The sequence below is a fragment of the Serratia sp. (in: enterobacteria) genome (genome assembly GCF_051654945.1).
Taxonomy (GTDB): domain Bacteria; phylum Pseudomonadota; class Gammaproteobacteria; order Enterobacterales; family Enterobacteriaceae; genus Chania.
Map to the genome: position 1 here is coordinate 1 of NZ_JBOFZA010000057.1, position 23,071 is coordinate 23,071.

Sequence of the window (23,071 nt, forward strand, 5' to 3'; positions counted from 1 at the left end):
TTTATGTTTGATGATGGGATTGTTAGTATGAAGCATGAGAGTTACCTCGTGTTTTGTATAAGGATTCGACACCCATATCAAAACCGGTAACTCTCAACCTTGCAAGGTCCAGTGTCAGATCAAGTCGCGACTAATACAACTTATTCAATAATCTGCCCAGCGAAGCCTCATTTCTTCACTTTTCCCTGCGCTGCCGGTGGCGTGTTTCTGGCCAGCAGGGTAGCCAACTGGTCGTTCTGCTCTTTCAGTGCCTTGATTTCCCCGGACAGGGTCGCTTTCGCTTCCCGCGCTTCTGCCGCATCCCGCAGTGCTTTATCCAATGCATCCTGTCGGGTTTTCAGTTCCGTAGCGTGTTTGGCAGTAATGGCCGCGATGGTGGTTTCCGCTTTTTCGGTGGCACCAGTGGCCGCCTGCTGCGCGAGATCCAGACGCTCTTTCAGATCCTGCACTTCCCGCTGATGTTGTTCATCGGCCAGCGAAGCCGCTTTGTCGGCAACATCGAGGCGTTTTTGCAACTCTGCCTCGATCCGGGCATGTTGCGTTTTCAATTCGTTCGCTTCCCCAGTGTATTGGGCTTTGATGTCCCTCAACACGGCCGCATGGTTCTCTACGGTATCGACCAGTTTTTTGTCGGTGTCAGTCAGCCTTTTTTGCAGATCGGCGAGTTGCTGGCGATGCTGTTCGGCGGCGAGTGTCGCCGCTTTTTCCGCCTCCGTTCGCTGTTGCTCGATGGCTGCCAGCCGTTCACGCAACTGTGCCAACTCGACAGCCTGCGACTGCCCTTTCTCCCGGCTGGCGTCCCGTTCGGCCAGTGCGGTGGTGTGCTCCCCGCGCAGTTCATCGAGCCGTTCTTCCAAATCGTCCACGGTCTGCGCGGCGTCGGCTAGCTCCCGCTCTGCCTGCGCCGTCTGATCACCCGCAGCGCGGGTGATCTCAGACACCCGGCGTTCTGCTGCCCGAACCGCCTTATCGTTCAGCTCGGCGGCGAGTTGGCTGATACGTTCGGCAAGTGCCGACGACACGGCTTTCACTTCCTCGGCAACCTCGACGGGCAACTCAGCCACCGGCTCAGCGGTGATTTCGGTCTGCGAAGATAGGTACTCATCCCATATTTGCTTCAAGCGTCCCGGATTGCCGCCGCCCACCTTGTTACGTAGCGCAAACCCGGTGATGTTCCGCCCTTCGGCCTGTAGTACCTGCCCTGCCTCGATGATCTGTTGTGGTTCATAGGTTGCTGGTCGCATACATATCCCTGCCGTGATGATGAAGTGTACATTCATTATACACCCCGGAAAGAAAATAACAAACAAATAAACTTACTAACAAACAAACTAATAAATAAATTAAGTTACAACGTCACTTATTTATAACTAAAATGTGGAAGAAGTGCTGCACCGCATACTTATCCATCGTTTCTGTGGATAACGCTATATGTTGTATCGGTCGCAGCTGATGGACATACTAGATGTTGTGCCGGGCGGGGCAGGTTCCGATCAACCGTGGGGGGCGTTCTACCCTGCCCCGCTCCGGTAATTCGAACCTTCGTGAATGATTCGGCCAGCAGGGGATTGGTGCTGTATAAGTATACCTTCCTCGTACTGCTGCAAGCTGGTACTGTTGAAACACCCATTACGCACCTAAACAGAACCGGTTCTCAAAAATGACCCAAACAGTACCGACCTGCTTTGTTCGCGCCTATCTTCGTGCTTCCACATCCGAACAGGATGCATCACGAGCACGTAACTCTATCGACACTTTCGCCACTGAGCGCGGGCTGTCCATCTGTAACTATTATATTGAAAATGAGTCAGGTTCACGCCTGGAGCGTCCTGAGCTTTTCCGGCTACTGAAGGACTGTCGGCAGCGTGACATCTTACTCATTGAAGATGTTGACCGCCTTTCGCGCCTGACTGGCGACGACTGGAACAGTCTCAAAAAGATGATCGCCAGGAAAGATATACGCGTTGTGGCCGTCAACGTCCCCACCACCTGGCTGCATTTATCTCCGGGACCAGCAGATTTTGACAACCGGATGTTTTCGTCCATCAATGACATGCTGCTCGACATGCTGGCTGCTGTGGCAAGACGTGATTACGAACAGCGGCGGGAACGACAGCGTCAGGGTATCGACCGGGCGAAAGCCGAGGGAAAATACCGGGGACGCCGGGTCAATCAGTCCCGCTACGATGCCATAAACCGCCTGCTGTCCAGCGGCAGTTCATGGAGCCAGATACAGAAAACTATCGGGTGCAGCCGCAGCACAATAAGCCAGGCAGTCAAACAGGCAAAACCGCCTGTCCCTTCCCCGGACACCCCTGAACAGCATCTCTCCGCCACGTTGTGGGTGCCGGTGCAGAACGGTAGCAAATTTACCCGTGGGAAGAAAAAAGTCCGGGAGGAGATTACCTGGCTGGTTGAATGTGATTACGACGGAAAGGTGCTGGACAACAATGAGTACAGTCTGACGCTGGCGTACAGCGATGAAACCGATTTAAAGGAGCAGATCGACGACCTTTTTGACGAGATTTACCGCGCAGCCGAAATACGCAATTGTGTGGTCGATGATATCACCCTTGCCAGTGATACTACCGGCAAATACTGGGATGAATATAACGGGGGCTGGAAATAACTGTCGGGAATACATCAGGCTTTAACCGGATCCGCCACTTCCCGCCAGCGCTGGTGACCTGCCCTGGCGTGAGCGAGAGCAGGAGAACGTTCCTTTGCGCGACCCGACAACCCCGGGTCAGGCTGTAGCCGCTTACTTGCCAGGAAAGTATTTTTCCACCTGCGCATACAGAATGGCAGCCGTTTCCACATCCATCACGCCGTCGTAGTTTTCCTGCCGGAAGTGAAGCTGGAATGCGCGAATGAGGCTCTTATAACCTTCTTCCGTTCCGGCGTCTGCAATACTGTAACCGTAGGTTTTCAGCCGGAATATAATATCCTCTTTGTCCGGAACGCCCTGCGCTTCAAAATGCTTCAGATACTTACATTTTGTAGCATGGTCGTACCAGGCACCAATACCTGCATCGTACAACGTCTTCCACGGGAAAGCGGCTCCCGGATCGCTTTTGCGTCCCGGCGCAATATCAGAGTGTCCGACGATATTCACCGGCGACATATCCGGATAACGCTGGATAATGTTGAGCGCCAGTTGTTTCACTGCCTCAATCTGTGTTGCGTTGAATGGCGGGAAAGTGAATACCCCATTTTAATCCGTAGCAAGATTAACAATCTCAATACCGATAGCGGTATCATTCAGGTTACTGCGCCCTGCCCAGTCGCTGGTGCCTGCATGCCACGCCCGCTCATTCTCATCAACCAGGTTAAAAATGCGTATATCATTAAATCCGGCATCGATGTAGGTCTGCTCCGTCGGATCCGGTACAAGATAGTGCGCACTGACGCCGCCATCGCCAGAAAGCAGTGTCACCGATGTGTTGAAATCAACGGCGGTGTAGTGCATCACAAGGAAGCGGACACGACGACTGAACCCTTTAACTGAACGATAGCTATTATAATCAATCTGATACATAGAAACTCCTGCTTCACAGGGTGAACGATGTTTTTAATATAGCACAGCAAGCACTGTATAAAACACCAGTATTTTATACCAGGCGAGGTCACCGGCATCAGTGTTGTGGCACGTCAATTTAACACCCGCCAAATGTCGTCATATTGTAGTTTCGCTCACTCACCAGAACCGCAAACGTCTGTCCCGGCCCCCGTCTCAGGGTCGTTATCGCCTCTGACTGAAAAAAAACCGGGGGAGAGGCGCATTTTTATGCTCTCCTTTTACACATTTTATGAATTGCCACCGTAGAATACCCGGTCTGAAAACAGGCCCGAGGTGTGACGTGAAGACCCCCACTCTCATTGACAACATTTTACTTGGCAGCGTCTGGCTGTTCTGGGCCGGAGCGCTGTTTTTTTTCATCAGGGGCCATCCCCTGTATTGCCTTATTACCGGTGTACTCGCCCTCTCCGGGGGGATGCTCTATTTTTTCAATATCAGAATGGGATTATTTTATATGTTTGGCAGAAAACAAACCAAATCTGGCTCCGCCCAAATCGTTCCGGCACCGGAACCGTTATCGGCAATGCACCATGAGGAAAGGAAACCGGCCACAGCCACAGGATGCACGGTTATCGCCAGAAACACGCTGTTCACCGGCAACATCGACATGGATGGCGACATTCAGATCCACGGCGATGTGCGCGGCAATGTTCATGTCAGGGAAGGCATCATACGCGTTATGCCCGCCGGACGGGTTGAAGGCGAACTCTGCGCCCCGGAAATCATCATCGACGGCACGGTGGAAGGCACCTGTGAAGCCAAATCCATTGATATTCTGGAGCATGGCGTCCTGCAAGGCGCTCTCCGTAGCATCAGCCTCTCAATCAGACACGGCGGTGTGTTTATCGGCCAGTCTGAAAAGCTGCAACAGGAGGACGCACCGACCCGCATCGTGGCGTTCAAAAGCCCGGGGGATAATGATGAAATCCGGCCAGCCCGCATGGAAGACGAAACGGAACGTCAGTGTCTGACCTCCGCGGTGTGACCGGTGAATAATCAGGATTATTATCCACGTATGAGAGCAGAAGAAACACGCCCGATCAGAACCGCTGAAAGTGACGACCCGAAAAATACCACCTCGGCATTAAGCCACCTGGCCTTTTGTGCCCTGACGGCGCTGGCCCTGGAGCGTCAGACGGGTGGTGCGGCCACCCTGTACGCCGAAAACCTGTTTTTAATCCGCTGGCTGGCAACCGCACAGAAACAAAAACGCTTTCCGAAGAGCGTCGCCGTTGATATTGTCTGGTTACTGGCGCGGGGCCGGAAACACGGACCCGCAGGCAAAATCAGGCAGCACCTTGAGTATCTGTGGCGCTCCTGTAGCGGGGTGATGGCTGAACAGTCCGATTTGTTCCGTCTCACTTATGCCTGCGAATATCTGAAAGACCAGGGCTGGAACAACTACGTCATGAATACCCGGGAATGGAGCAATGGCGACATTGCAGATCACCCTCCGGGGTCAGCCGGATTTTACGTCGAAAAAGCCGCACTGAATGCCGGATATTCGTCCGAAGGGAAACAAATCCACCCTGTTGACTTCCGTATTATCGGTGAACATGATGTCTTCATTGAAGTTTTCAGTAATCACGTACTGACTGCACGACATGTTGAAAGTTCAGAAACGTATCATACCGTAAGGCTGATCCCCCCGGCTTCCGACCCGGTGGTGACGCAGTGAGTGCCTGCACGACCGCTCCCCAGTCAGCATGAGCTATATGAGGTAACAATGACAGAAAAACGCCCCACCACAGCAGATATTGAACAATTAAGTGAGTATGACCGTTTCCTGCTGGACGCCCTGTTGCAGCAGGCCGCGAAAGAAGCGGGCAAACCACTGAGTCTGGCCAGCAGACGGGAACTGACAGAGCGCTTCGTTGAAGAACACCCCCAGGTGAAGAAAACGCAAAGCACCGCGAGACGAAAAGCCACCATGTCACGCAAAATGCGCGATATCCAGGCGCAGGCAAAGACCGATTTTCAGTGGCAGCCCCCGGCAACAACACGCAGAAGCAAGCGATAACAGTGACTGAACCTGGCCTTTCCTGTGTTACCTTACCATTGAACGTGGGCACTTAATTTACGTTAACAAGTGGAGGTTGCTATGCGAATTGTCACTGCACCGAACCAGTCAGCACACTATCCCGATCTTGTGGCCGCCAATATCACTGACGCCAGAATGAAGCTCGGTATGTCACGCATTTCTCTGAATCACAGGGAAATCCTGGGGTCTGTTTTTCCTGTACTGATAATCGACTTGTTCAGTGAGAAAGGCAAACTCTACACACTCCGCTACAATCTTCCTCCCGATCACCCTGAACGAACAGAGCATCGCATATCGTTGCTGCTCAGCCTGGTGAAAAAACACCTGTCAGCGACCGACAAAACCACTGCATGATCGGGCGACAACGCCCCGGGCATGCACCGTCAGTCCCCTCCAGCGCCTTTTTGAAGAGATGTCACCGGGGTGATCGGATTCCGGATATTTCCCGCCTGCCTCCCTGAAATGTTATCGTTCAGAGTGCAGTCAGCCTTCCCGGGCTGGCCCTTTTACCACTGAGGGAGTTGATATGCCTGAGCCTTTAACCACTCCAGTCTGGCATCCACTGTCGATGCTGCCAGTCATCGCCAGGATCATTGAAGGGGAATTTGAGTCAATGGATGAATTGTACTGTTCCCTGCTGGCGGCGCGTGAGAAGCCACATGTTCTCAGCGATGAATGCATCCAGCGAACCGTTAGCCTGTGCCATAACCAGCAGGAACTACTCCCCGTCACCCGTGAGCAACTCCGCCGCTGGCGGAAAGACTCACTCACACCAGAGCAACTGGCGGAATTAGGTCGCCTGGACGGTATCATTGAACATCATGAAACCCTGATCCCCAGAGTGCTTACGCTGGCGAAGGCGCTGGAAGCGGAGACGATTGATGCCCTGTTGAGCATGGATGAAGGGGCACTGGGAATGACCGTTCTGGAAGGACGCATCCGTCCGCCGGTGGGCACACCACACAGTGAAACGTTACGCCTTAAAGAGCTACACGCCACGGCTGAATTACTGGATATCCTGGCAAAGGAGATTGATGCGGACGTGCCCCCCCTGGCATTTGTCATGAGCGTAGCAGAACAGCTCCCGCTGTTTTACCGGCTGATGGAAATATCAACGGATGATGAAATCAATCAGCTCTGCCATCAGCGCCCTGGCCTGCACCGTTTTGCCAAATCGCTGGAATTTATTGCCGAAGGGATTCAGTCCGGAGAGATCAAAGTCCCTCAGATCTGAGCCAGGCCATTGTACTTCACTTCGTTCGCTGTGGTCGGCTTACAGAGGGCACTGAACCTCCCGGAATGCGCCCATTCCGGGCGCACAAAAAAACGCCTCCGAAGAGGCGTTGGGTATCAGGCAGCACTGCTTTTACTACAAACCTAGCTTGCTATGATGTGCCCGATATCATGGCGTGCCCCACGCTTTTTCATGCTCTCCTGTGTAACTGGGTGGTTGAGGGTGTTGCATAATAAACCACTTAAGGTATAGTATCTTTACGCCATACCAGAAAAGGTATAATTAGGATGGGGCAACAAGGTGAAAAGCCGCTAGTGTGGATTGGCAGCAGCAAGAAAGATTTGCTGGATTTGCCGAAGGATGTGCAGCGTTTCTTTGGCTTCGCACTGGACTTCGCGCAGCGTGGCGAAAAGCATGATGCTGTGAAGATAATGAAAGGGTTTGGTGGCGCCGGCGTTCTTGAAGTGGTTGAGGATGATATAGGCGGTACCTACCGGGCTGTGTACACGGTGAAATTTGACGAGGCAGTCTTTGTGCTGCATGCGTTCCAGAAGAAAAGTAAACGCGGTATAACGACGCCGAAAGAAGAAATGGACATCATCCGCAATCGACTGAAAGTGGCTGCTGTCATGGCCCAGGAGATGAAAAATGAAAGAGAAAACCATTAATGGCATAGCGGTTGAAATCAGCTCCGGTAACGTGTTTGCCGATCTGGGCTTCGCTGATGCCGAAAAACAAAAAATCAAATCTGGCCTGGCCGTTGAGATCATCAAATCTATCCGGCGGCTGGGGCTGACACAAACCACTGCTGGCGAACGTATGGGGATCAGTCAGGCGAAGGTATCTCATCTGTTCCGGGGCGACTTTTCCAACCTGTCAGAGCGTAAGCTGATGGAGTGTCTGAACCGGCTGGGCTGCGACATTGAGATCATCGTCAAGCCGACCACCGCCGAAACCGGGCATTTAATCCTGGCACATAGCGGGTAAGCTCATATGCCCCTGCTTTGACATGAGGGGCAAACCGAGGGAAAGCCCATAGCGGGAGAGGACTTCCGGACGGCGGATATTAAGCTGTACCGCGACAAAATGCTGAACACCCGGCAGAACCCGGGTTAAATCCGTCAGAAAGGTCCCCAGGAAACGGGCGCTGGTAAGCTGAAGCGCTATTCCCAGCTGGTTATGCCTTCCCCGCCGCTGGTTAATGAAAGCAAGATCCCGTTCATCAAGATGAAAATAGCGCGCCAGCTGCACGTCATTGGGTTCTGCAACATAGCGACCATAATTCAGTTCCTGCTCAGTGGTCAGAAAATCGACGGGCATACGGGCCTCCTTGCTTGGCGGTTATTTGTTAACAATCATGGTAAGCGCTCCATAGGGGACGTCTGTAATGTTTCCTCCGTTCCGGGGAGAATAGTGTCCATCATTTTTTAATGGACACTATCGGCATGAATAACCGGATATGGCTTATCGATGCACTGCATTTGCATTTCGATGAGCGGCTTTCCAGAACTGAAGTGGGCCGCAACCTTGGGATCCCCGACTCAACCATTTTCGAGTTTTTCACCCGCTTCCATAAGCAGGGCATCCCGTGGCCACTGCCTGAGGGGATAACCTGCGAAAAACTTGAGGGATGTCTTTATCCGGGGCAGGTAACGCCTGCCAGCACGACACAACCGGAGAATTTTCCCGCACCGGACAGTTGTGCGTCTGCGGGAAAACGCCGGAGACGGCCCAATTTCCCGCAGGCATTCCGGCTCGCACTGGTCGCGCAGTCAATGCAGCCCGGTGTCAGTGTGGCGCAACTGGCGCGGGAAAATGACATCAATGCTAACCTACTGTTCAACTGGCGACAGCGCTATGGTCACCTTCTGCACGCCCCCGCCCCGACTGACGCTGCGCCTCCCGCCATCACCTGTGATGTTGTGCCGGTAGTGGTGCAACCTCCGGTAATTCAGGCCACTCCGTCCCCTCCAGGTACACAGCCAGCGGGAATGCACTGTGAAATCACTGTCGGCAGAGCCAGAATACGGCTCTCCGGAGATCTGACACCGACCCTGCTGCGAACCCTGCTGCGGGAACTGAAAGGAGGGGGCAAGTGATCTCACTCCCTGCCGGCACCCGCATCTGGCTGGTTGCCGGGATAACCGACATGCGCAATGGCTTCAACGGTCTGGCCTCGCGGGTACAGAATGTGCTGAACGATGACCCGTTCAGCGGGCACCTGTTTATCTTCCGGGGCCGCCGGGGGAATATGGTGAAGCTGTTGTGGGCCGATGAGGACGGGCTCTGCCTGTTTATCAAACGGCTCGAGGTGGGATACTTCGTCTGGCCGTCCGTCAGCGACGGCAAAATCCATCTGACACCGGCGCAGCTCGCCATGTTACTGGAGGGACTGAACTGGAAGCATCCGCCGCACATACGTCCCGCTGGTCTGCGGGTATAAGGTGTTGTAATGTCAGAGGATGAAAAATGAACTGCCTGATGATATTGACCAGCTTAAAGCCCTGCTGCGTAAACAACAGGAAACCCTGAAGCAGCAGCAAACCCGGCTTCGTCAGTATGCCGGTCAGGTGGCCGGCTATGAGCTGGAAATCGAACGTCTGAAAGCACAGCTTGATAAGCTGCGGCGGATGCTGTTCGGACAGAGTTCAGAAAAAAATCGTCATAAACTCGAAAATAAAATCCGCCAGGCCGAAAAACGTCTGGCTGAGCTCGAAGCCCGCCTTAACGCGGCGAAAAGTTATCTGACAGAGGATGCCCCGGAGCCTGGAATGGTGACCGGGGGCGTTGCTGAACCTGAAAAGAAGCCCGCCCCGGCAGGCCGCCGTGCACCACGTTCCCCGTTACCGGCTGAACTGCCCCGGGAAACCCGGCGAATCGCCCCCACAGAAACAGCCTGCCCGGCCTGTGGCGGAGAGCTGAAGGTCATGGGCGAAACGGTCTCTGAGCAACTGGATATCATCAATACTGCCTTTAAGGTCATCGAAACGGTGCGGCCGAAGCTGGCCTGCAGCCAGTGTGACGTTATCGTGCAGGCTCCACTCCCGCCAAAGCCCATTGAAGGCAGCCGGGCGGGCAGCAGTCTGCTGGCCCGGATCCTGGTCAGTAAATATGGTGAACACACCCCGCTGTACCGGCAGTCTGAAATCTATGCCCGGCAGGGGCTGTCGCTGAGCCGTAACACGATGGTCCGCTGGGTCAGTATGATGGCGGTGCGGTTGCGCCCAGTGTATGACGCCCTGAACCAGTACGTACTGCAGGCTGGCAAGGTGCACAGCGACGATACACCGGTGAGGGTACTGGAGCCGGGAAGCGGTAAAACGCGAACCGGGCGACTGTGGGTCTATGTGCGGGATGACCGCTACGCGGGGCTGGCAGAGCCGCCGGCCGTCTGGTTCGCGTACTCAGCGGACAGGAAGGGGGAGCACCCGCAGCGGCACCTTGCCGGATACCGCGGAGTGCTCCAGGCCGATGCTTATGGTGGATATGATGCGTTATATGGATCCGGCCGCATTACAGAAGCGGCCTGCATGGCCCATGCCAGAAGGAAAATCCACGATGAGCATGTGCGACGCCCGACAGAGATGACGAATGAAGCCCTGAAACGGATAGGTGCGCTGTATGCCATCGAGGCGGAGATACGCGACAGCCCGGCCGGGGAACGACTGCAGATAAGGAAAATACGGGCGGTTCCGCTGATGGCGTCACTGCACGACTGGATACAGACACAGATGAAGACGCTGTCGGTTCACGCGGAGACGGCGAAGGCGTTCGCGTACATGCTGAAACAGTGGCAGGCCCTGAATGAGTACTGCCGTAACGGTCAGGTGGAAATCGACAACAATATTGGTGAGAACGCCCTGCGCTCAGTGGCGGTTGGCCGAAAAAATTATCTTTTTTTCGGCTCAGACAACGGTGGAGAGGCAGCTGCGGTGATCTACAGTCTGATCGGCACCTGCAGGCTGAACGGCGTGGAGCCGGAGAGCTGGTTGCGTGAAGTGATCGACAAAATAAACAACTGGCCCTCGAACCGGGTGCATGAACTGCTGCCCTGGAACCTCTCACCTGTAAAATAACCCTTACACTACGTCCCCCGTGGGGCGCTTACATTTATGAGGGGCGGCATAGCCGCCCGTATTCGAATCCCTGTCAGTCCAGCGCGCGGCAGATGTCGGCGCGCTCCGGGTGCGTCTCGATATAGCGCCAAAGCTGCTCTTCCCGCTGCATAAGCAACTTCACCAGTCCGGCATTGCCCCGATCGTGATGCAACCAACAGCGGCGATTGATGGCCAGTGCCGTCAACACGATACCGGCGGCGTCACCGCTGAGGGTCTTGTCAAACCAGTTATCAGCGTTGATCAGGTGCACACGATCGCTGTCAGGTGCCATATAGCCGCCCCCCTCCGGTAAACGGATGAAGTGCCAAAACCCGCCGGTGTACTGCGGCAGATAGCGATCGGCGAGGGAATACACCTGCATTTCAGCGGGCAAAAAATCCTCGCCAAACAGATCCGGCAGAAACGAAAGACGATCGGATTCACAGACTTGCAGTGTGACGGAATGAGCATGTTGCATGGGACTACCTCCAGAGTTTCAGGGTTCGCGACACCGGCCGGTGCCGTACCCATTCGAAAGGCCGGCCCCGAGGGAGGGAGGCAGGGGCGCCACCGCAAGCCGCAGCGCAAGCCCGTTGCGGGCTGAATGCGCCGTAACGGGTGCGAACGGGTGAGGAGCGGCGAAGCGTACCCTTGCTGCCCGACCGTGCCGGACTAGCGTTTGGGGACGGCACAGGCCGTCACTATGCCGGGGCCGCAAAGGGAAAAGATTTAGAGAGGTGTGGGCAGGCTCAGCCTGCGCCCTTTGCGGCGCCGGCATCGCCGGCAAGTGCCGCGTGGCGGTTCTACGGACGCGGGGCGTTCGATGCGCCCTGGCGTCCGCAGGCTTACAGCGAGGCAACCCGGGCAGGTTGCCCTGCCCGGCTGCATAATGCCTGCGGTTCAATCTTTGAAATGGTGCTCCAGTTCGTTGATAGTCTGATAGATTTCGACGTAACGATCGTGCGCGTCCCGCAGGATATGGCCGGTAAGGCGCTCTGCCAGCACGTCACTGTTCCAGTAATACGTACTCACCAATCCCCGCAACCGCAGGTGCAGATCACACATGTCGTTGGACAGTGCCGCAATCGCGGCGCGCAGATCTTCATTTCCGGTGTAGTTCATCGTTGATTTCCTCTTGTTATGCCGCATTCTTGGCACGCAGGCGATACAACCGCTGCTTGCCGATGGTGTGGTACTGCTCCAAAAGCTCGATGCCGATATAGCGCCGCCCGGCCTGAGCAGCGGCAACACAGGTCGAACCTGAGCCAGCAAAGGGATCGAGGACGATCGCGCCGGGCTGCGTGAACGACTCAATCAACGGTTGCAGAATGGACACCGGCTTTTCGGTCGGGTGATGACGATTACCGGTGTATTCCCAGGGCTGCACATCAGAGCGAGGTTGCGCCGGCAATGCCGGGCGCCCTTTCGCCAAAATGTAAGCGCATTCATGCTGGTAGCCGACAAAAGCCGATTTGGATGCATAGGGTTTGGTAAACACCAGGTGCCCGACAACGCGGAACCCGACCTGTTTCCAGGCGGCCATAAAGGTGTCTACCCGGTTCCAGCCGTAGAAACTCACCGCCAGACTGTCAGGCTTGAGCACCCGGAACATTTCACCGAACGCCGGCCGCACCCATTCATCATTTTTGTCGTTGGCAATACTGCGGCCGCTGCGGTCGGTATAGCCGACCAGATAAGGGGGATCGGTCAGCACAAAATCAATGCTGTTTGACGGAAAGCCAGCCATCACCTGCACGGAATCACCCAGGACATATCGGGACATAAGGAATACCTCACCATTCGAGGGGTGCAGGAGGGTGCCAGTACGGCACCCGTTCCCTGCGGCCCGATGTCAGCGCGGCCAGGCACCGCTGCGGGTCAAGCGGACGTGGAATACCGCAGCCGCTTGCGGCAAGGATATGCCGCGAAAGCTGCTTGAAGACGGGACGCCCGTCGCCCCGCCAAAGACGGGGTATGGCAAGATGTCATCGGGCTGCAGGTGAAATGAAGAAAGGAAACAGAAGTACGTTGAATTGTTGTTCGGGGGCTATCAAGTGGGTATGACACTTCCCATGAAGATAAAAAATTAGTGCAATAACGGCACCAAAATAGCACCATAACAACACCAAGTAAGACGGGAAGGCATTAGTACCATAATAGACATAAAGGCGGTTGACAGGGTGTTAAATTGGTACTAAATTAGCACCCATAAGGAACTATTACGGAGCTAAAAAGGCATCATGATTATACTAATCGGAAGTCAAAAGGGCGGCTGTGGTAAATCGACCACCGCCGTCAATATCGCAGCGGAATTGGTGCGACAAGGCCACGACGTCATCCTGGTCGATTCGGACCGTCAGGGAACTGCGGCTAACTGGATAGCAGACCGGAATGCCATCACCGATATCCCTACGATCCACTGCATTCAGAAGTTCGATAATATCCGCGACACCTTGCTTGATCTTGATATGCGCTATAAATACGTCGTCGTAGATACGGCCGGGCGTGACAGCAGAGAACTACGAACCGGCATGACATCAGCAGACATCTTGTTGGTACCTTTCCGCCCTTCTCAACCCGATCTGGATACGCTCCCACGTTTGACTGAAATCATGACGGAAGCGAAGGATCTCAATCCTAAATTGAAGACAATAGCCATGCTGACTCTGGCGCCGACCAACCCCATCATCAATGAGATCCAGGATGCTAAAGAGTACCTGAAGGATTTCCCTGAACTGGATATGATGAGCACCGTGGTTCGTGACCGAAAGGTGTACCGGGATTGTATGTCCGAAGGCCGTGGCGTTGTCGAGATGGAGAACCCTAAGGCTAAGGCCGAGATACAGAGCCTGGTGAAGGAGTTGCTGACATGGTAAAGCGCAGAGAACCCACCGGCATCCCTGGTTCAGTGGAAAAACGTATCGAGGAGTTTGCCGCCGCCGCGGATCATGTCGTCACACCGCCCATGCAAACCGACAGTGAAGCGCCTCGGGATTACAAGGCCATCCGAGTACCGTTCAATCAATACGAGTATGAATTGCTCGAAAAACTGTGCAAAAAGACGAATCGCTCCAAGCTCAATATGATCAGGCATGCCCTAAAATATTATGACGAGAACAGCGATTAATAGTATCGTGACACCACTAAAAAGGAGCCTTTACGGCTCCTTTTTAGTGCCAATAAAGCACCATTTTAGTGTTATTAATTTACCTTGCTATCACTGCACCACATCGTGCTGACCACTCGTTACCCCACGTACAAAGAAGACCCAAACCGAAACTGGTCACTATCGTTCTCTGTTTCATTCCCCAGTTTTTGGCCAGCATCGGCAAGGTATGGCAGACTGATGTCTGACAGGAAGCACGTTGACTGACCAGTCCCAGACACTATGCAGATGCCACATAAATGGGAAAACACAGTACCGGAAGGGCACTTAATTGGTGCCAAAATAGCACCTAAGAGACACCAATATGACACCAGATTTAATCAGTAAACACATTTACGTGAAAGACTACCCTCAACACCTGCTTGAGGGGGTATTCAGTTGCAAGTTCAACGACATCATATACTGCCGCTTCAAAATCCCGCTGCGGGAGGGAAAATTTGCCTATATGGAACAAGCGCTCTCAGGCACCAGTGAGAGTCATATTGTCATTGCCGACCGGCACAGACTCTTGTCGGCCTGGCGCAACAATCCAAACTCTATCGTTCCGGAACTCAGCCGCGGCGATGAGTCTGCGTGGCGACGTGACCGTAAATTTCATGAAGCCGAAAAGGGGTTTTCCCACAGCGCGGGCAACCCGGTACCGCTAGCTGATCCGCATTGCCGATTTATTCTGGAGCGAGGTTTGCCGGTTCCTGCGCTCAGCTTTACCAATGGGATCACCAGGACCATTTGGCTACTGGCCAATGGCGCCAACCGCTTCCCGGTTCATGCCGATAATCATCGCAGTGCCCAGCTGCTGCAACGGAGTATTGGGTATCGACCTGCATGCCCATTGGCTGTTCAGGCGCTATATTTCCAGTATGCCAGCGCCGTTTTACCCCGGCACTTACGGTATAAAGCGGAACCAAAACAACACTAAAAATGAGCTACAACAATACCAAAAAGGCACTATTTCAGTACCAAAAAACACGGTATGTCAAACGTCTCTACCCGTGCATAGGCGTGATAAGCCCGCCCCAATGAAGCACCATAATCACACCAAAACGGCATCAAAACAGTACCATTAGGGTACCGTTTTTGCGCCATTACCGGCCAACTGCAGCATCGCCGCCGCCACGCCCGCATCCATCGAGAACGGCACGCTGCCCCGGCTTGCAGCATAGTCCAGACTGAACACCTTCAGGTAAACCTGCGTCGACTTAAAATCCTTGTGGCCCAGCACCGCCTGCAGGGTTTGTGGCGCAACCCCATGAAACAATAAATGCATCGCAAAACTGTGCCGAAAGGTATGCGGGGTGACACGCTCCAGGCTGAACCGCATGCCCTGGCGATCGGCCTCAAGCAGCACCTTCTTCAGCCAGTTGCGGGCGGTGTCATCGGTCACCGGCCAGATGGGTTTAGTCTTGTGTTCGGTAAAGGTATGAATGTGGTCATGCAGCCGGGCGGCAAACGGCACATCATCTAGGGCCACGGTGCGTTTGACCGGCGACGTCGCACGCGCGGTCTTCTTGTCTGCCTGGCCCGGCGTTTTCAGTTTCACCGCTGCCGGCCGTCCCACTTTGGGGTACAGCCGTTGCTTGAGGGTACGTAGCGTCACAAACGCTGGCGATGCATCAAACTCCACGTCAGCCGGTCGCACGGCAAGCGCCTCGTTGATCCGCGCGCCGGTGTTCCACAAAAACTCGAACAGGGTGCGTTTTTCAAGATCATGGCAACAGGACAGCAAGACCGCGATTTCCGGTGGCAGCAGGTAGAAGGGCAGGTCACCGTGCACCGCCGCGCGGTTGCGCAGGGTGAGGGCTCGTACATAACGGTCATCGGTGGTCAGCAAATCACCGCCGATCGCGCTACGTAAAATCTGAGAGTTTTGCAGAGGGGCAGGGCGCATTTTTTCATTATCCGCAATCAGTGTCTTTCTGCGTCTATTTTGCCGTATCCGCGCCAGGTGATCGCTCACAATAATTATTCTGGCCCAGGCCAACCTTCGGTTAAATCATTACTCATGGAAGTTTAACCGATTTCACGTCACTGGCCAGCGGCGTTATCGCCAAGGCCCGGGACCGGGTCATTCCGCCCCGGACACAAGATGTAGTATGCCGGTAAGTTGCAAGAGCCACGAGATAGGGGATTTTGTGCCGCCGGGCGGGGCAGGGGAGAGAAGTTCGGCAGAAATGGCGTTTTACCGAAGTACCACCAAAACGCTATACTCCCTCCACACGGTTCAAGACGGAGCAGGCTATGTTTCACTTGTTAGTCAGTAGTGCAACATGGAACAAATAGCGATCATTAATTCCTTACCGATTACGATTGTCACTCCATCTCAACTAGATAGTTTTACCAAGGGGGTAGGTATAATGAGCATAACGATATTCAGAAAAATGAGAGGAAGAGTTGTTCCCATCACAGTTGATGAAGATCATGTATCTGAATACTTGGCTCATGAATATAAAAAAACGCCAAAACATAAAGTTACAACAAGTAAATTCGACTCCATCACATCATTTACTATCCCGAATGCCTCTTGCCAAAAATGTGGCAAAGATGTCTTCTACTATGAAAACTCATACGGCTCACGAGTCCTATTTGATTCCTTAGGCCCCCCCTGGCCGATTCATCCTTGTTATAATTCAGAGCCTGTTTTAAAAAACAAAATACCCCATACAGTAACTTCTGGGTGGGAGCCTGTTTTGATTGATAAAGGAATAATAACATCCAGCGGCGGGCTGAAGATCCAATGTTCAATGGGAGCCGATAAAATCAGATTTATTTTCGAGCCTTCAGATTTTACAAAAATTAAAATTGACCTCAAAGAGGTTACCAATCTCATAGTGTTTGCCTCTAGGGATGAAGGGAAGGTTCAGACACACAATGGTAAGAGGACATTCACGAGTCGTTATGAAATTGTGCCAGAAAAGAGTGATACTGATTCTGACCTTCAACAACACAAAAGTAATAATAATATAATTATGGGGCCAACATCGGAGATGGAAACACCATATTCCGTAGAAAGATCAATAAGTAAAAGCAAGAAATCCCATATTGTAGGCACGTTAGCAATAAGAAATATTGAATTAGTTGTCGATGAGAGTGAAAATATGACAGCTATTATTAATGGAAGCCTTAGTAAAAGGTTTCGCGTGACCTACATTCTCCTGGAATATGAAAAATGCAATGATTTACTGTCAGGATTTAATAAAAATGGAGACAAATTTCGTATAAAAACATGCCTTGTTAAAGACACTGAAGACGAAATAACCCTTGTATTCAAAAATTCAAATGGAGACTCAGATAAAGTCTTCAACGTGAGTTTTGTGAAAAGGAATATAGCTGAGAATCTAGTTCGCGTGATGCCCGCGCCCAAACAGCAACCTGTGGTAAAACAAGTAATTCTTCATAGAAAGAAAAGAGAGCGTTCATTACAGGAACAAATAGATAGTTTAGCTACAAAAATTTCCTCACCAATGGCCGAAGCTTTCCTAAATGCGAAAAAAAACAGTCCATGAACACACTATAAATTTAATTTATTCAATAAGATAACTAAAAGGTGGTGTTATTGCGAACTTGGCTCTATTTCTGATATCGGTAAAATGGGCATTTTACCGAATGCCCGAAGAACAGCGTAAATAAACCACCTCGCGATGGCTAATCCCTCGGGAACGATAGCACGCCTGCGGCGTGAGCTCGTCTGCTACGCAGCCGAAGTCCTTTCCACCCTCATCGCCCTATTTTATACTGTCTTTCATGTACATACCGCGACCCGCAAAGCTCCTGTTCCAGCACGATGACGGCTGGGATCGCTTCCTCGATAAGAATGGCCATCAGCTCACCGACTGGACCAAACTCTCCGTCGCTCGCCTGCGGGACCTGCGCCATGGGCGTGCGCCGCTATTGCTGCGCTTCACCTGACTGTACGCACTCTCGCTTTCTCTGCCAGGGGTCAGTTTGGATATCGAAAATTATTGTACGTTAAGGTTGTTTTTTGACCTTTCGACTTTAGCTGGCCTCAGCCGACGAAACTTACCGGAAGCCGGTATCCGGTTACTCTTCCAGATATAATCGCCTGTCAGATTGATGTGTTCCCAGCCTAGCGGGGACAAATGCGACAGCAGTTGCTCGTTGATCTTCACCCCTTTACGCTTCAGGGCATCGACCGCTCTTTCCATATAGACGGTATTCCACAGCGAGATAGCAGCCGTCAGCAACGTCAGTCCACTGGCGCGGTAGCTCTGATTTTCCGGTTTTCTGTCCCTGATTTCTCCCAGCCGGTGCATAAATACCGCACGCGCCAGCGCGTTACGGGCTTCTCCTTTATTCAGTCCCGCCTGTACTCGCCGACGAAGTGCCGGATCGCGGAACCAGTCGAGCATAAACAGAGTTCGTTCAATACGGCCTATTTCCCTCAATGCTTTGGCAAGTCCATTTTGCTTGGGGTAGCTGGCAAGCTTTTTCAGCATCAGGGATGCCGTCACTGTTCCCTGCTTTATCGAGGTCGCCAGACGCAGCACTTCACGCCAGTGAATTTCGATCTCTTTCAGATTCAGGCTGGTCGTTGATACCAGCGACTGAAGCGCCGGGTATTGGTCCGCTTTCCCTTTGATAAACAGCTTCTTGTCGTGGAGATCCCTGATTCGCGGACAGAACGCAAATCCCAGCAGATGCATCAGGGCAAAGACATGATCGGTGAAACCCGCTGTATCGGTGTAATGCTCCCTGATTTCCAGGTCGCTTTCGTGGTACAGCAAGCCATCGAGCACATGGGTTGAATCCCTGACCCGACTGATTATGCAGGTGTAAAACGGGCTGTATTGATCCGAAATATGGGTATAAAACTGACGTCCGGGCTCCTGCCCGTATTTCGGGTTAACCTGCCCTGCGTAACGGCCTGAGCTGCCTGTTCTGAAATTCTGTCCATCTGATGATGATGTTGTCCCGTCTCCCCAGAATGCCGCCAGCGGCCTTTTCCCCTGCGCGTTTACCAGCTCTGCAAGGGCTGCTGAATAGGTTTCGTCGCGGATGTACCATGCCTGAATATCTTCGAGTGATGATTTGGTGCTACCGGGGCAGGCTTCCGCCATTTTGGTCAGGCCAAGATTGATGCCATCCGCAAGAATGGTGGTGAGAAGCAGGCGGGTATCGGGACGGGTAATGTCATTTTTTATATGCGAAAAATGTCGGGTAAACGTCGTCCAGCTGTTTACCTCATCGAGAATTTCCGTGATTTTAGGGCGCGGTAGCATGCTGTAAACCAGCTCTGCCAGCGGTGAAACCTGCACCGGAACGCTGTTATCCAGCGGAGAGACTTTTACGCCCTTGTCAGATATTTCCACATCGGGCAGTTCACCAAGGGCAGCCATGGCATTGACCTCTTCAAGCCTGGACTGAAGCAGGGTCATACGGTTGGTAATGTACTCATGATAATCAGCAGATACGGGCAGTGGCAGCGCTGGTGTGAGTTTGTCAAAGTCCTTTTTGGGAATGAGGTAATCATCAAAATTTTTGTAGCGACGTGAACCTTTAACCCAGATGTCCCCGGAGCGCAAGGCCCCCTTAAGCTCGCTGAGCGCACAAAATTCATAGTACTGCCGGTCAACACCCGCAGGTGTAATTACCACCTTGCGCCAACTTTCGGGGACAAACTCAAGCGGCGCGGTGGCCGGAACTTTACGTGACTGCTTCCAGTACATATCCTTGATCACAACCAGCGCATCAGCCAGAGGTTGCGCTGCCGGAGTTGCGACTAGCTGTAAAGCTGACAACATGCGCGGGGCATATTTCCGTAATGTGGTGTATTTCTCAGTAATAATATGCAGCGGGTCAAAATTATTTTTTCTGGCGAGATGCCGTGTTTCCTCCAGACTGGCGACAAATTCAGGCCATGGGAGTATGTTTTCTATTGCGAGCCATGGATCGCCACCGGAATCACGGGCATCAGACAGCGCCTGACCGACATCAATGTACTGCCTCAGTTTTGACTGGATCAGCTTGCCGGTCTGCTGAAGGCGCTCAGCCTGTGTTCTTTTGGCTTTGCTGAAAAGGCTGTTCAGCATGCGCTCATGCAGCTCAATCACTTCGTCTGTCAGTGTGGCCCGGGCCTCTTCCAGCACGCACACCAGGATCGCATGACGCCGGGCTGCTGAAAATCGGGTCAAATCCCGGCGGCTCATCTTTCGGCCTTCCCGCGCCAGTTTCAGTAACCGGTTCTGGTGAATGGTACGATCTATACCTTCCGGCAATGCCAGCGATTCAATGCTACTGAGCCGATCGAGATGTTGGAGCACGTTCTTACCATTGATTTTACCCGGCGGTTGCAGAAGCCATGTCAGCCTGGACGACTGATTATCCGATGACTCAAGTAAACGATCCAGGGCATCCCTGTGAGCCGGAGTTAACGGGGCATTCAGGGTCTGAAATACGATTTTATCGCCGCCTGCCATGGCCTCCGCACAGGTACGCTCCACGACATCAATCGCGGGGATTATCACGTTGTTCTGCCGGAGATAGACCAGTAACTCTTCGGCCAGGAGAATTCCTTTATCGGTGCGCGTCGCCATCGGCAGCAGGTGTGTAATACAGTCCTGCTGTATTTTGCCCGTGAACGCCTTTACGCCAAGATAGCGGTAGAGTTCGGTTAAATGCTCACGCCGGGTGGTATCCCTGCCGGAAAGGTAAGCAGGCCAGAGATCCCCGGTAAGCTTTAGCCTGCTGGCGATATGCTTCAGCAGCGCATCAGAGGGTGGGATTTTTTTATCCGGGGCAAAGCCGACATTTTTCAGATAGCAAAGAAGGACGGCAAAACCAAAACGGCTGGCGGGTTTACGGTGGGCACTGATAAGTGCCAGATCATGTTCACTGAAATAGGTCATTCGGGTCAGCGTTAACTCATCGTCCGGTAATGCCAGTAATGATTCTCTTTCCGACAGAGAAAGAATCTGCCTCCTTGCCATATAGTTTCCCTCATAAATTATTAGATGCGCTATTTTTAACAAAAATGGTTATCGCATAAGGGTACACCCTGACGCCATAATCAAAATGTGACGACACGCGATGAATGACATAACCTATATGCGATAGATTAAATGCAATAACCTAAATGCGATAACACGGTGAAAGAATGTTTATCAGAGCTTATTTAAGGGCATCGACAGAAGATCAGTTTGCCGATAGGGCAAAAGAGATGCTTGAGCGGTTCGTTCAGGAACGAGGGCATAAAATCGCCAGCTACTACCGGGATAATATCAGCGGTACAAAACTTGACCGCCCAGAATTGGGGCGCTTACTGATGGACAGTCACCACAATGATATCTTGCTGGTCGAGCAGATAGACCGACTGACCCGTCTCAGCAACAGCGACTGGATGACGCTGAAAAAGCAGATAGAACAACATGAATTGCGAATTGTCAGTCTGGATGTCCCCACGTCATGGCAGGCACTGTCAGATAAGGCTCCTTCGCAGGCCGACCCAATCACCCGCGCAGTAATAACCGCCATCAATAACATGCTTATCGACCTGATGGCCGCAATGTCACATAAGGACTGGCTGAGTCGCCGCCAGCGGCAAAAACAAGGAATTGAACGGGCTCATACGCTGGGTAAATACAGGGGGAAACAGGCGGACCAGGAGCGGCACCAGAAAGTGCTGTATTACCGCCAGATAAAAAAGCTGAGTATAAGGGAAACAGCTGATGCGACAGGATACAGTCCCTCCCAGATATGTCGAATTCAGGCACTGTACCGGAAGATACAGACAGAAGTCGAATAGATACTGAGAGGGGCTGGTCAAAAGTCAGGCTTAACGACAATAATTTCCGATATCAAAACTGCCCCCCCTAAGCAACACAAGGATAGTTCCTTAAAATCCCCGCCTACTTAATTTTCGTTGCGTTATAAGTTTGTGCAACGCCTCTCAAAACTGAATGGTTGCACTTGATACCATCACTACTATATTTTTAAAAACAGGGACTAAGAACTTGATGAAAAGACGTTTTGCACTGACTATAGCGGCACTGGCATGTCTGGTGGCCCACGTACAGGCTTCTGATAAACTTGCAGGTAATGAGATACTTGCCGTGCAAAAAGGTGGGGTGCCCGATAAAGTATACACCCAGCATAAGCCAACGCTGCGAATAGCCACCTATAATATCGGTAAGAACGAAGCCTCCGATAATGTAACTGATTTTACGGCACTTAATTCAGCGATTAAAAAAATTAACGCTGACATTATTGCGATACCGGAAGTGGATAACAAAACCCAGCGTAGTCAGAAAATCGATCAGTTAAAGACTATTGCCGATGCTAATAAAATGCATTACGTGTTTGGTAAGGCGCTGGATTTTGACGACGGTGAATATGGTCTGGGGCTGCTATCAAAATATAAAATTCTGCATTCACAGGTGGTTAAGTTGCCATCGGGCAATGCCGAACAGCGCGTTGCCCTGCTGGTGCAAGTCGAGGTTCCGGGGTTTGATTCTGCACCGATAATCATGGTAACGCATCTCGACTGGCAAAAAGATCCCACAATTCGTACCGAACAGGCTCGTTACCTGTTGGATCTGAGTATCGGTGATGCGCCTTCTGATTTTAAGGATATTGCCTCTGCCATTAAGATCCTGGCCGGTGATTTCAATTCCACGCGCGAAGAGCAGCCGGTAAAAGAGATAGGTTATTTCTTTAATGAAGTCTCGAAGCCAGGAACCGACACCCGCAGCTGGCCGGCAGTCAATCCCGCGATTGATATCGACCATATTTTTACCTTCAAAGGGCAAAAATGGGACACGAAAAAGCTCGAAATTCCGCATAATTCTCCAGAGTTTAACTGGTCGGCGGCCAGTGATCATCTACCGGTTATTGCCGAGATTGAACTCACAGAACAGTAAAATGACATAGGGCTTTCCTGATGGAAGCCCTGTTTCTGTTGGCTGGCTGAACTCGCCAGCTCAAAGCGTAAAACCCATCC

The 23,071-nt window shown here is 52.5% G+C and carries 22 protein-coding genes and 4 pseudogenes; 18 read left to right on the forward strand and 8 right to left on the reverse strand.

The features are described 5' to 3' along the window. Window positions 1–167: 167 nt before the first annotated feature. Complete coding sequence (locus tag ACRDCA_RS08750) at window positions 168–1,244, reverse strand: DNA-binding protein (RefSeq protein ID WP_438689195.1); 1,077 nt, start codon at window positions 1,242–1,244, stop codon at window positions 168–170. A gap of 416 nt (window positions 1,245–1,660) precedes the next feature. Here ACRDCA_RS08750 and ACRDCA_RS08755 point away from each other — a divergent pair. After that, window positions 1,661–2,284: pseudogene (locus ACRDCA_RS08755) on the forward strand (recombinase family protein); the annotation flags it as partial. A gap of 477 nt (window positions 2,285–2,761) precedes the next feature. Here ACRDCA_RS08755 and ACRDCA_RS08760 read toward each other — a convergent pair. Next, window positions 2,762–3,538: pseudogene (locus ACRDCA_RS08760) on the reverse strand (N-acetylmuramoyl-L-alanine amidase). A gap of 496 nt (window positions 3,539–4,034) precedes the next feature. Here ACRDCA_RS08760 and ACRDCA_RS08765 point away from each other — a divergent pair. The 7 genes from ACRDCA_RS08765 (at window position 4,035) to ACRDCA_RS08795 (ending at window position 7,842) form a co-directional block, all read left to right on the forward strand. Further along, window positions 4,035–4,565 (forward strand): bactofilin family protein, encoded by a 531-nt coding sequence (locus ACRDCA_RS08765; RefSeq protein ID WP_438689196.1) that lies wholly within the window; start codon window positions 4,035–4,037, stop codon window positions 4,563–4,565. Between the two features lie 3 nt (window positions 4,566–4,568). Next, on the forward strand, window positions 4,569–5,258 hold the full coding sequence (locus ACRDCA_RS08770; protein WP_438689197.1) for a DUF2913 family protein: 690 nt from the start codon (window positions 4,569–4,571) through the stop codon (window positions 5,256–5,258). Window positions 5,259–5,306: 48 nt separating this feature from the next. After that, window positions 5,307–5,600 carry a hypothetical protein gene (locus tag ACRDCA_RS08775; RefSeq protein ID WP_438689198.1) on the forward strand — a complete coding sequence of 98 codons (294 nt, stop codon included), beginning with the start codon at window positions 5,307–5,309 and terminating at the stop codon, window positions 5,598–5,600. 81 nt (window positions 5,601–5,681) lie between these two features. After that, on the forward strand, window positions 5,682–5,975 hold the full coding sequence (locus ACRDCA_RS08780; protein WP_438689199.1) for a hypothetical protein: 294 nt from the start codon (window positions 5,682–5,684) through the stop codon (window positions 5,973–5,975). 172 nt (window positions 5,976–6,147) lie between these two features. Further along, on the forward strand, window positions 6,148–6,855 hold the full coding sequence (locus ACRDCA_RS08785) for a hypothetical protein (protein ID WP_438689200.1): 708 nt from the start codon (window positions 6,148–6,150) through the stop codon (window positions 6,853–6,855). Between the two features lie 287 nt (window positions 6,856–7,142). After that, on the forward strand, window positions 7,143–7,523 hold the full coding sequence (locus tag ACRDCA_RS08790) for a type II toxin-antitoxin system RelE/ParE family toxin (RefSeq protein ID WP_438689201.1): 381 nt from the start codon (window positions 7,143–7,145) through the stop codon (window positions 7,521–7,523). After that, on the forward strand, window positions 7,504–7,842 hold the full coding sequence (locus ACRDCA_RS08795) for a helix-turn-helix domain-containing protein (protein WP_438689202.1): 339 nt from the start codon (window positions 7,504–7,506) through the stop codon (window positions 7,840–7,842). The genes ACRDCA_RS08790 and ACRDCA_RS08795 overlap by 20 nt, the downstream gene beginning before the upstream one ends. Window positions 7,843–7,890: 48 nt before the next feature. Here ACRDCA_RS08795 and ACRDCA_RS08800 read toward each other — a convergent pair. Further along, a pseudogene (locus tag ACRDCA_RS08800) lies at window positions 7,891–8,175 on the reverse strand (DUF4158 domain-containing protein); the annotation flags it as partial. A gap of 125 nt (window positions 8,176–8,300) precedes the next feature. Here ACRDCA_RS08800 and tnpA point away from each other — a divergent pair. The 3 genes from tnpA to tnpC are packed head-to-tail and all read left to right on the forward strand — an operon-like array spanning window position 8,301 to window position 10,931. Further along, entirely contained in the window at window positions 8,301–8,954 is a 654-nt protein-coding gene (gene tnpA / locus ACRDCA_RS08805) for an IS66-like element accessory protein TnpA (RefSeq protein ID WP_438689203.1), read from the forward strand. Continuing rightward, window positions 8,951–9,298, forward strand: a complete 348-nt coding sequence (gene tnpB / locus ACRDCA_RS08810) for an IS66 family insertion sequence element accessory protein TnpB (RefSeq protein ID WP_438689204.1) — start codon at window positions 8,951–8,953, stop codon at window positions 9,296–9,298. The genes tnpA and tnpB overlap by 4 nt, the downstream gene beginning before the upstream one ends. Window positions 9,299–9,317: 19 nt before the next feature. After that, entirely contained in the window at window positions 9,318–10,931 is a 1,614-nt protein-coding gene (tnpC, locus tag ACRDCA_RS08815; protein ID WP_438689205.1) for an IS66 family transposase, read from the forward strand. A gap of 73 nt (window positions 10,932–11,004) precedes the next feature. Here the strand turns inward: tnpC and ACRDCA_RS08820 are convergent, their stop codons facing one another. From ACRDCA_RS08820 to ACRDCA_RS08830, 3 genes are all read right to left on the reverse strand, one after another. Then, a complete protein-coding gene (locus ACRDCA_RS08820; RefSeq protein ID WP_129942257.1) occupies window positions 11,005–11,430 on the reverse strand; it encodes an antirestriction protein in 426 nt (141 codons plus the stop codon). Between the two features lie 422 nt (window positions 11,431–11,852). Next, entirely contained in the window at window positions 11,853–12,074 is a 222-nt protein-coding gene (locus ACRDCA_RS08825) for a hypothetical protein (RefSeq protein ID WP_438689206.1), read from the reverse strand. 16 nt (window positions 12,075–12,090) lie between these two features. Then, a complete protein-coding gene (locus ACRDCA_RS08830; protein WP_438689207.1) occupies window positions 12,091–12,735 on the reverse strand; it encodes a DNA methyltransferase in 645 nt (214 codons plus the stop codon). Between the two features lie 457 nt (window positions 12,736–13,192). On the opposite strand from ACRDCA_RS08830, the gene ACRDCA_RS08835 reads away from it, so the two are divergent. The 3 genes from ACRDCA_RS08835 to ACRDCA_RS08845 all read left to right on the forward strand — a co-directional run bounded on the left by ACRDCA_RS08835 (window position 13,193) and on the right by ACRDCA_RS08845 (window position 15,037). Then, the gene (locus tag ACRDCA_RS08835) at window positions 13,193–13,828 is read left to right on the forward strand and encodes a division plane positioning ATPase MipZ (RefSeq protein ID WP_438689208.1); all 636 of its coding nucleotides are present in this window, start codon (window positions 13,193–13,195) and stop codon (window positions 13,826–13,828) included. Further along, the gene (locus ACRDCA_RS08840; RefSeq protein WP_065684999.1) at window positions 13,822–14,079 is read left to right on the forward strand and encodes a hypothetical protein; all 258 of its coding nucleotides are present in this window, start codon (window positions 13,822–13,824) and stop codon (window positions 14,077–14,079) included. Before ACRDCA_RS08835 ends, ACRDCA_RS08840 begins: the two co-directional genes overlap by 7 nt. Window positions 14,080–14,422: 343 nt before the next feature. Next, window positions 14,423–15,037: a plasmid fertility inhibition factor family protein gene (locus ACRDCA_RS08845; protein WP_438689209.1), complete on the forward strand. Its 615-nt coding sequence runs from the start codon at window positions 14,423–14,425 to the stop codon at window positions 15,035–15,037. Window positions 15,038–15,181: 144 nt separating this feature from the next. Here the strand turns inward: ACRDCA_RS08845 and ACRDCA_RS08850 are convergent, their stop codons facing one another. Further along, complete coding sequence (locus tag ACRDCA_RS08850; protein WP_438689210.1) at window positions 15,182–16,075, reverse strand: tyrosine-type recombinase/integrase; 894 nt, start codon at window positions 16,073–16,075, stop codon at window positions 15,182–15,184. Between the two features lie 310 nt (window positions 16,076–16,385). Here ACRDCA_RS08850 and ACRDCA_RS08855 point away from each other — a divergent pair, with 310 nt between their 5' ends. Then, entirely contained in the window at window positions 16,386–17,621 is a 1,236-nt protein-coding gene (locus ACRDCA_RS08855; protein WP_438689211.1) for a hypothetical protein, read from the forward strand. Window positions 17,622–17,859: 238 nt separating this feature from the next. Beyond that, window positions 17,860–18,052: pseudogene (locus tag ACRDCA_RS08860) on the forward strand (IS91 family transposase); the annotation flags it as partial. Between the two features lie 22 nt (window positions 18,053–18,074). Here the strand turns inward: ACRDCA_RS08860 and ACRDCA_RS08865 are convergent. Then, window positions 18,075–21,062 carry a Tn3 family transposase gene (locus ACRDCA_RS08865; protein ID WP_438689212.1) on the reverse strand — a complete coding sequence of 996 codons (2,988 nt, stop codon included), beginning with the start codon at window positions 21,060–21,062 and terminating at the stop codon, window positions 18,075–18,077. A gap of 167 nt (window positions 21,063–21,229) precedes the next feature. Here ACRDCA_RS08865 and ACRDCA_RS08870 point away from each other — a divergent pair, with 167 nt between their 5' ends. Beyond that, the gene (locus ACRDCA_RS08870) at window positions 21,230–21,877 is read left to right on the forward strand and encodes a recombinase family protein (RefSeq protein ID WP_438689213.1); all 648 of its coding nucleotides are present in this window, start codon (window positions 21,230–21,232) and stop codon (window positions 21,875–21,877) included. Window positions 21,878–22,088: 211 nt separating this feature from the next. After that, window positions 22,089–22,991, forward strand: coding sequence for an endonuclease/exonuclease/phosphatase family protein (locus ACRDCA_RS08875; protein WP_438689214.1), 903 nt, complete (start codon window positions 22,089–22,091; stop codon window positions 22,989–22,991). Window positions 22,992–23,071 lie beyond the last annotated feature (80 nt).

Bases quoted from the DNA above. Each gene is read 5' to 3' on its own strand.
- ACRDCA_RS08750 (WP_438689195.1), bottom strand. From the start codon at position 1,244: ATGCGACCAGCAACCTATGAACCACAACAGATCATCGAGGCAGGGCAG.
- ACRDCA_RS08765 (WP_438689196.1), top strand. From the start codon at position 4,035: ATGTTTGGCAGAAAACAAACCAAATCTGGCTCCGCCCAAATCGTTCCG.
- ACRDCA_RS08775 (WP_438689198.1), top strand. From the start codon at position 5,307: ATGACAGAAAAACGCCCCACCACAGCAGATATTGAACAATTAAGTGAG.
- ACRDCA_RS08780 (WP_438689199.1), top strand. From the start codon at position 5,682: ATGCGAATTGTCACTGCACCGAACCAGTCAGCACACTATCCCGATCTT.
- ACRDCA_RS08785 (WP_438689200.1), top strand. From the start codon at position 6,148: ATGCCTGAGCCTTTAACCACTCCAGTCTGGCATCCACTGTCGATGCTG.
- ACRDCA_RS08790 (WP_438689201.1), top strand. From the start codon at position 7,143: ATGGGGCAACAAGGTGAAAAGCCGCTAGTGTGGATTGGCAGCAGCAAG.
- ACRDCA_RS08795 (WP_438689202.1), top strand. From the start codon at position 7,504: ATGAAAGAGAAAACCATTAATGGCATAGCGGTTGAAATCAGCTCCGGT.
- tnpA (WP_438689203.1), top strand. From the start codon at position 8,301: ATGAATAACCGGATATGGCTTATCGATGCACTGCATTTGCATTTCGAT.
- tnpC (WP_438689205.1), top strand. From the start codon at position 9,318: ATGAAAAATGAACTGCCTGATGATATTGACCAGCTTAAAGCCCTGCTG.
- ACRDCA_RS08820 (WP_129942257.1), bottom strand. From the start codon at position 11,430: ATGCAACATGCTCATTCCGTCACACTGCAAGTCTGTGAATCCGATCGT.
- ACRDCA_RS08825 (WP_438689206.1), bottom strand. From the start codon at position 12,074: ATGAACTACACCGGAAATGAAGATCTGCGCGCCGCGATTGCGGCACTG.
- ACRDCA_RS08830 (WP_438689207.1), bottom strand. From the start codon at position 12,735: ATGTCCCGATATGTCCTGGGTGATTCCGTGCAGGTGATGGCTGGCTTT.
- ACRDCA_RS08835 (WP_438689208.1), top strand. From the start codon at position 13,193: ATGATTATACTAATCGGAAGTCAAAAGGGCGGCTGTGGTAAATCGACC.
- ACRDCA_RS08840 (WP_065684999.1), top strand. From the start codon at position 13,822: ATGGTAAAGCGCAGAGAACCCACCGGCATCCCTGGTTCAGTGGAAAAA.
- ACRDCA_RS08845 (WP_438689209.1), top strand. From the start codon at position 14,423: ATGACACCAGATTTAATCAGTAAACACATTTACGTGAAAGACTACCCT.
- ACRDCA_RS08855 (WP_438689211.1), top strand. From the start codon at position 16,386: ATGGAACAAATAGCGATCATTAATTCCTTACCGATTACGATTGTCACT.
- ACRDCA_RS08865 (WP_438689212.1), bottom strand. From the start codon at position 21,062: ATGGCAAGGAGGCAGATTCTTTCTCTGTCGGAAAGAGAATCATTACTG.
- ACRDCA_RS08870 (WP_438689213.1), top strand. From the start codon at position 21,230: ATGTTTATCAGAGCTTATTTAAGGGCATCGACAGAAGATCAGTTTGCC.
- ACRDCA_RS08875 (WP_438689214.1), top strand. From the start codon at position 22,089: ATGAAAAGACGTTTTGCACTGACTATAGCGGCACTGGCATGTCTGGTG.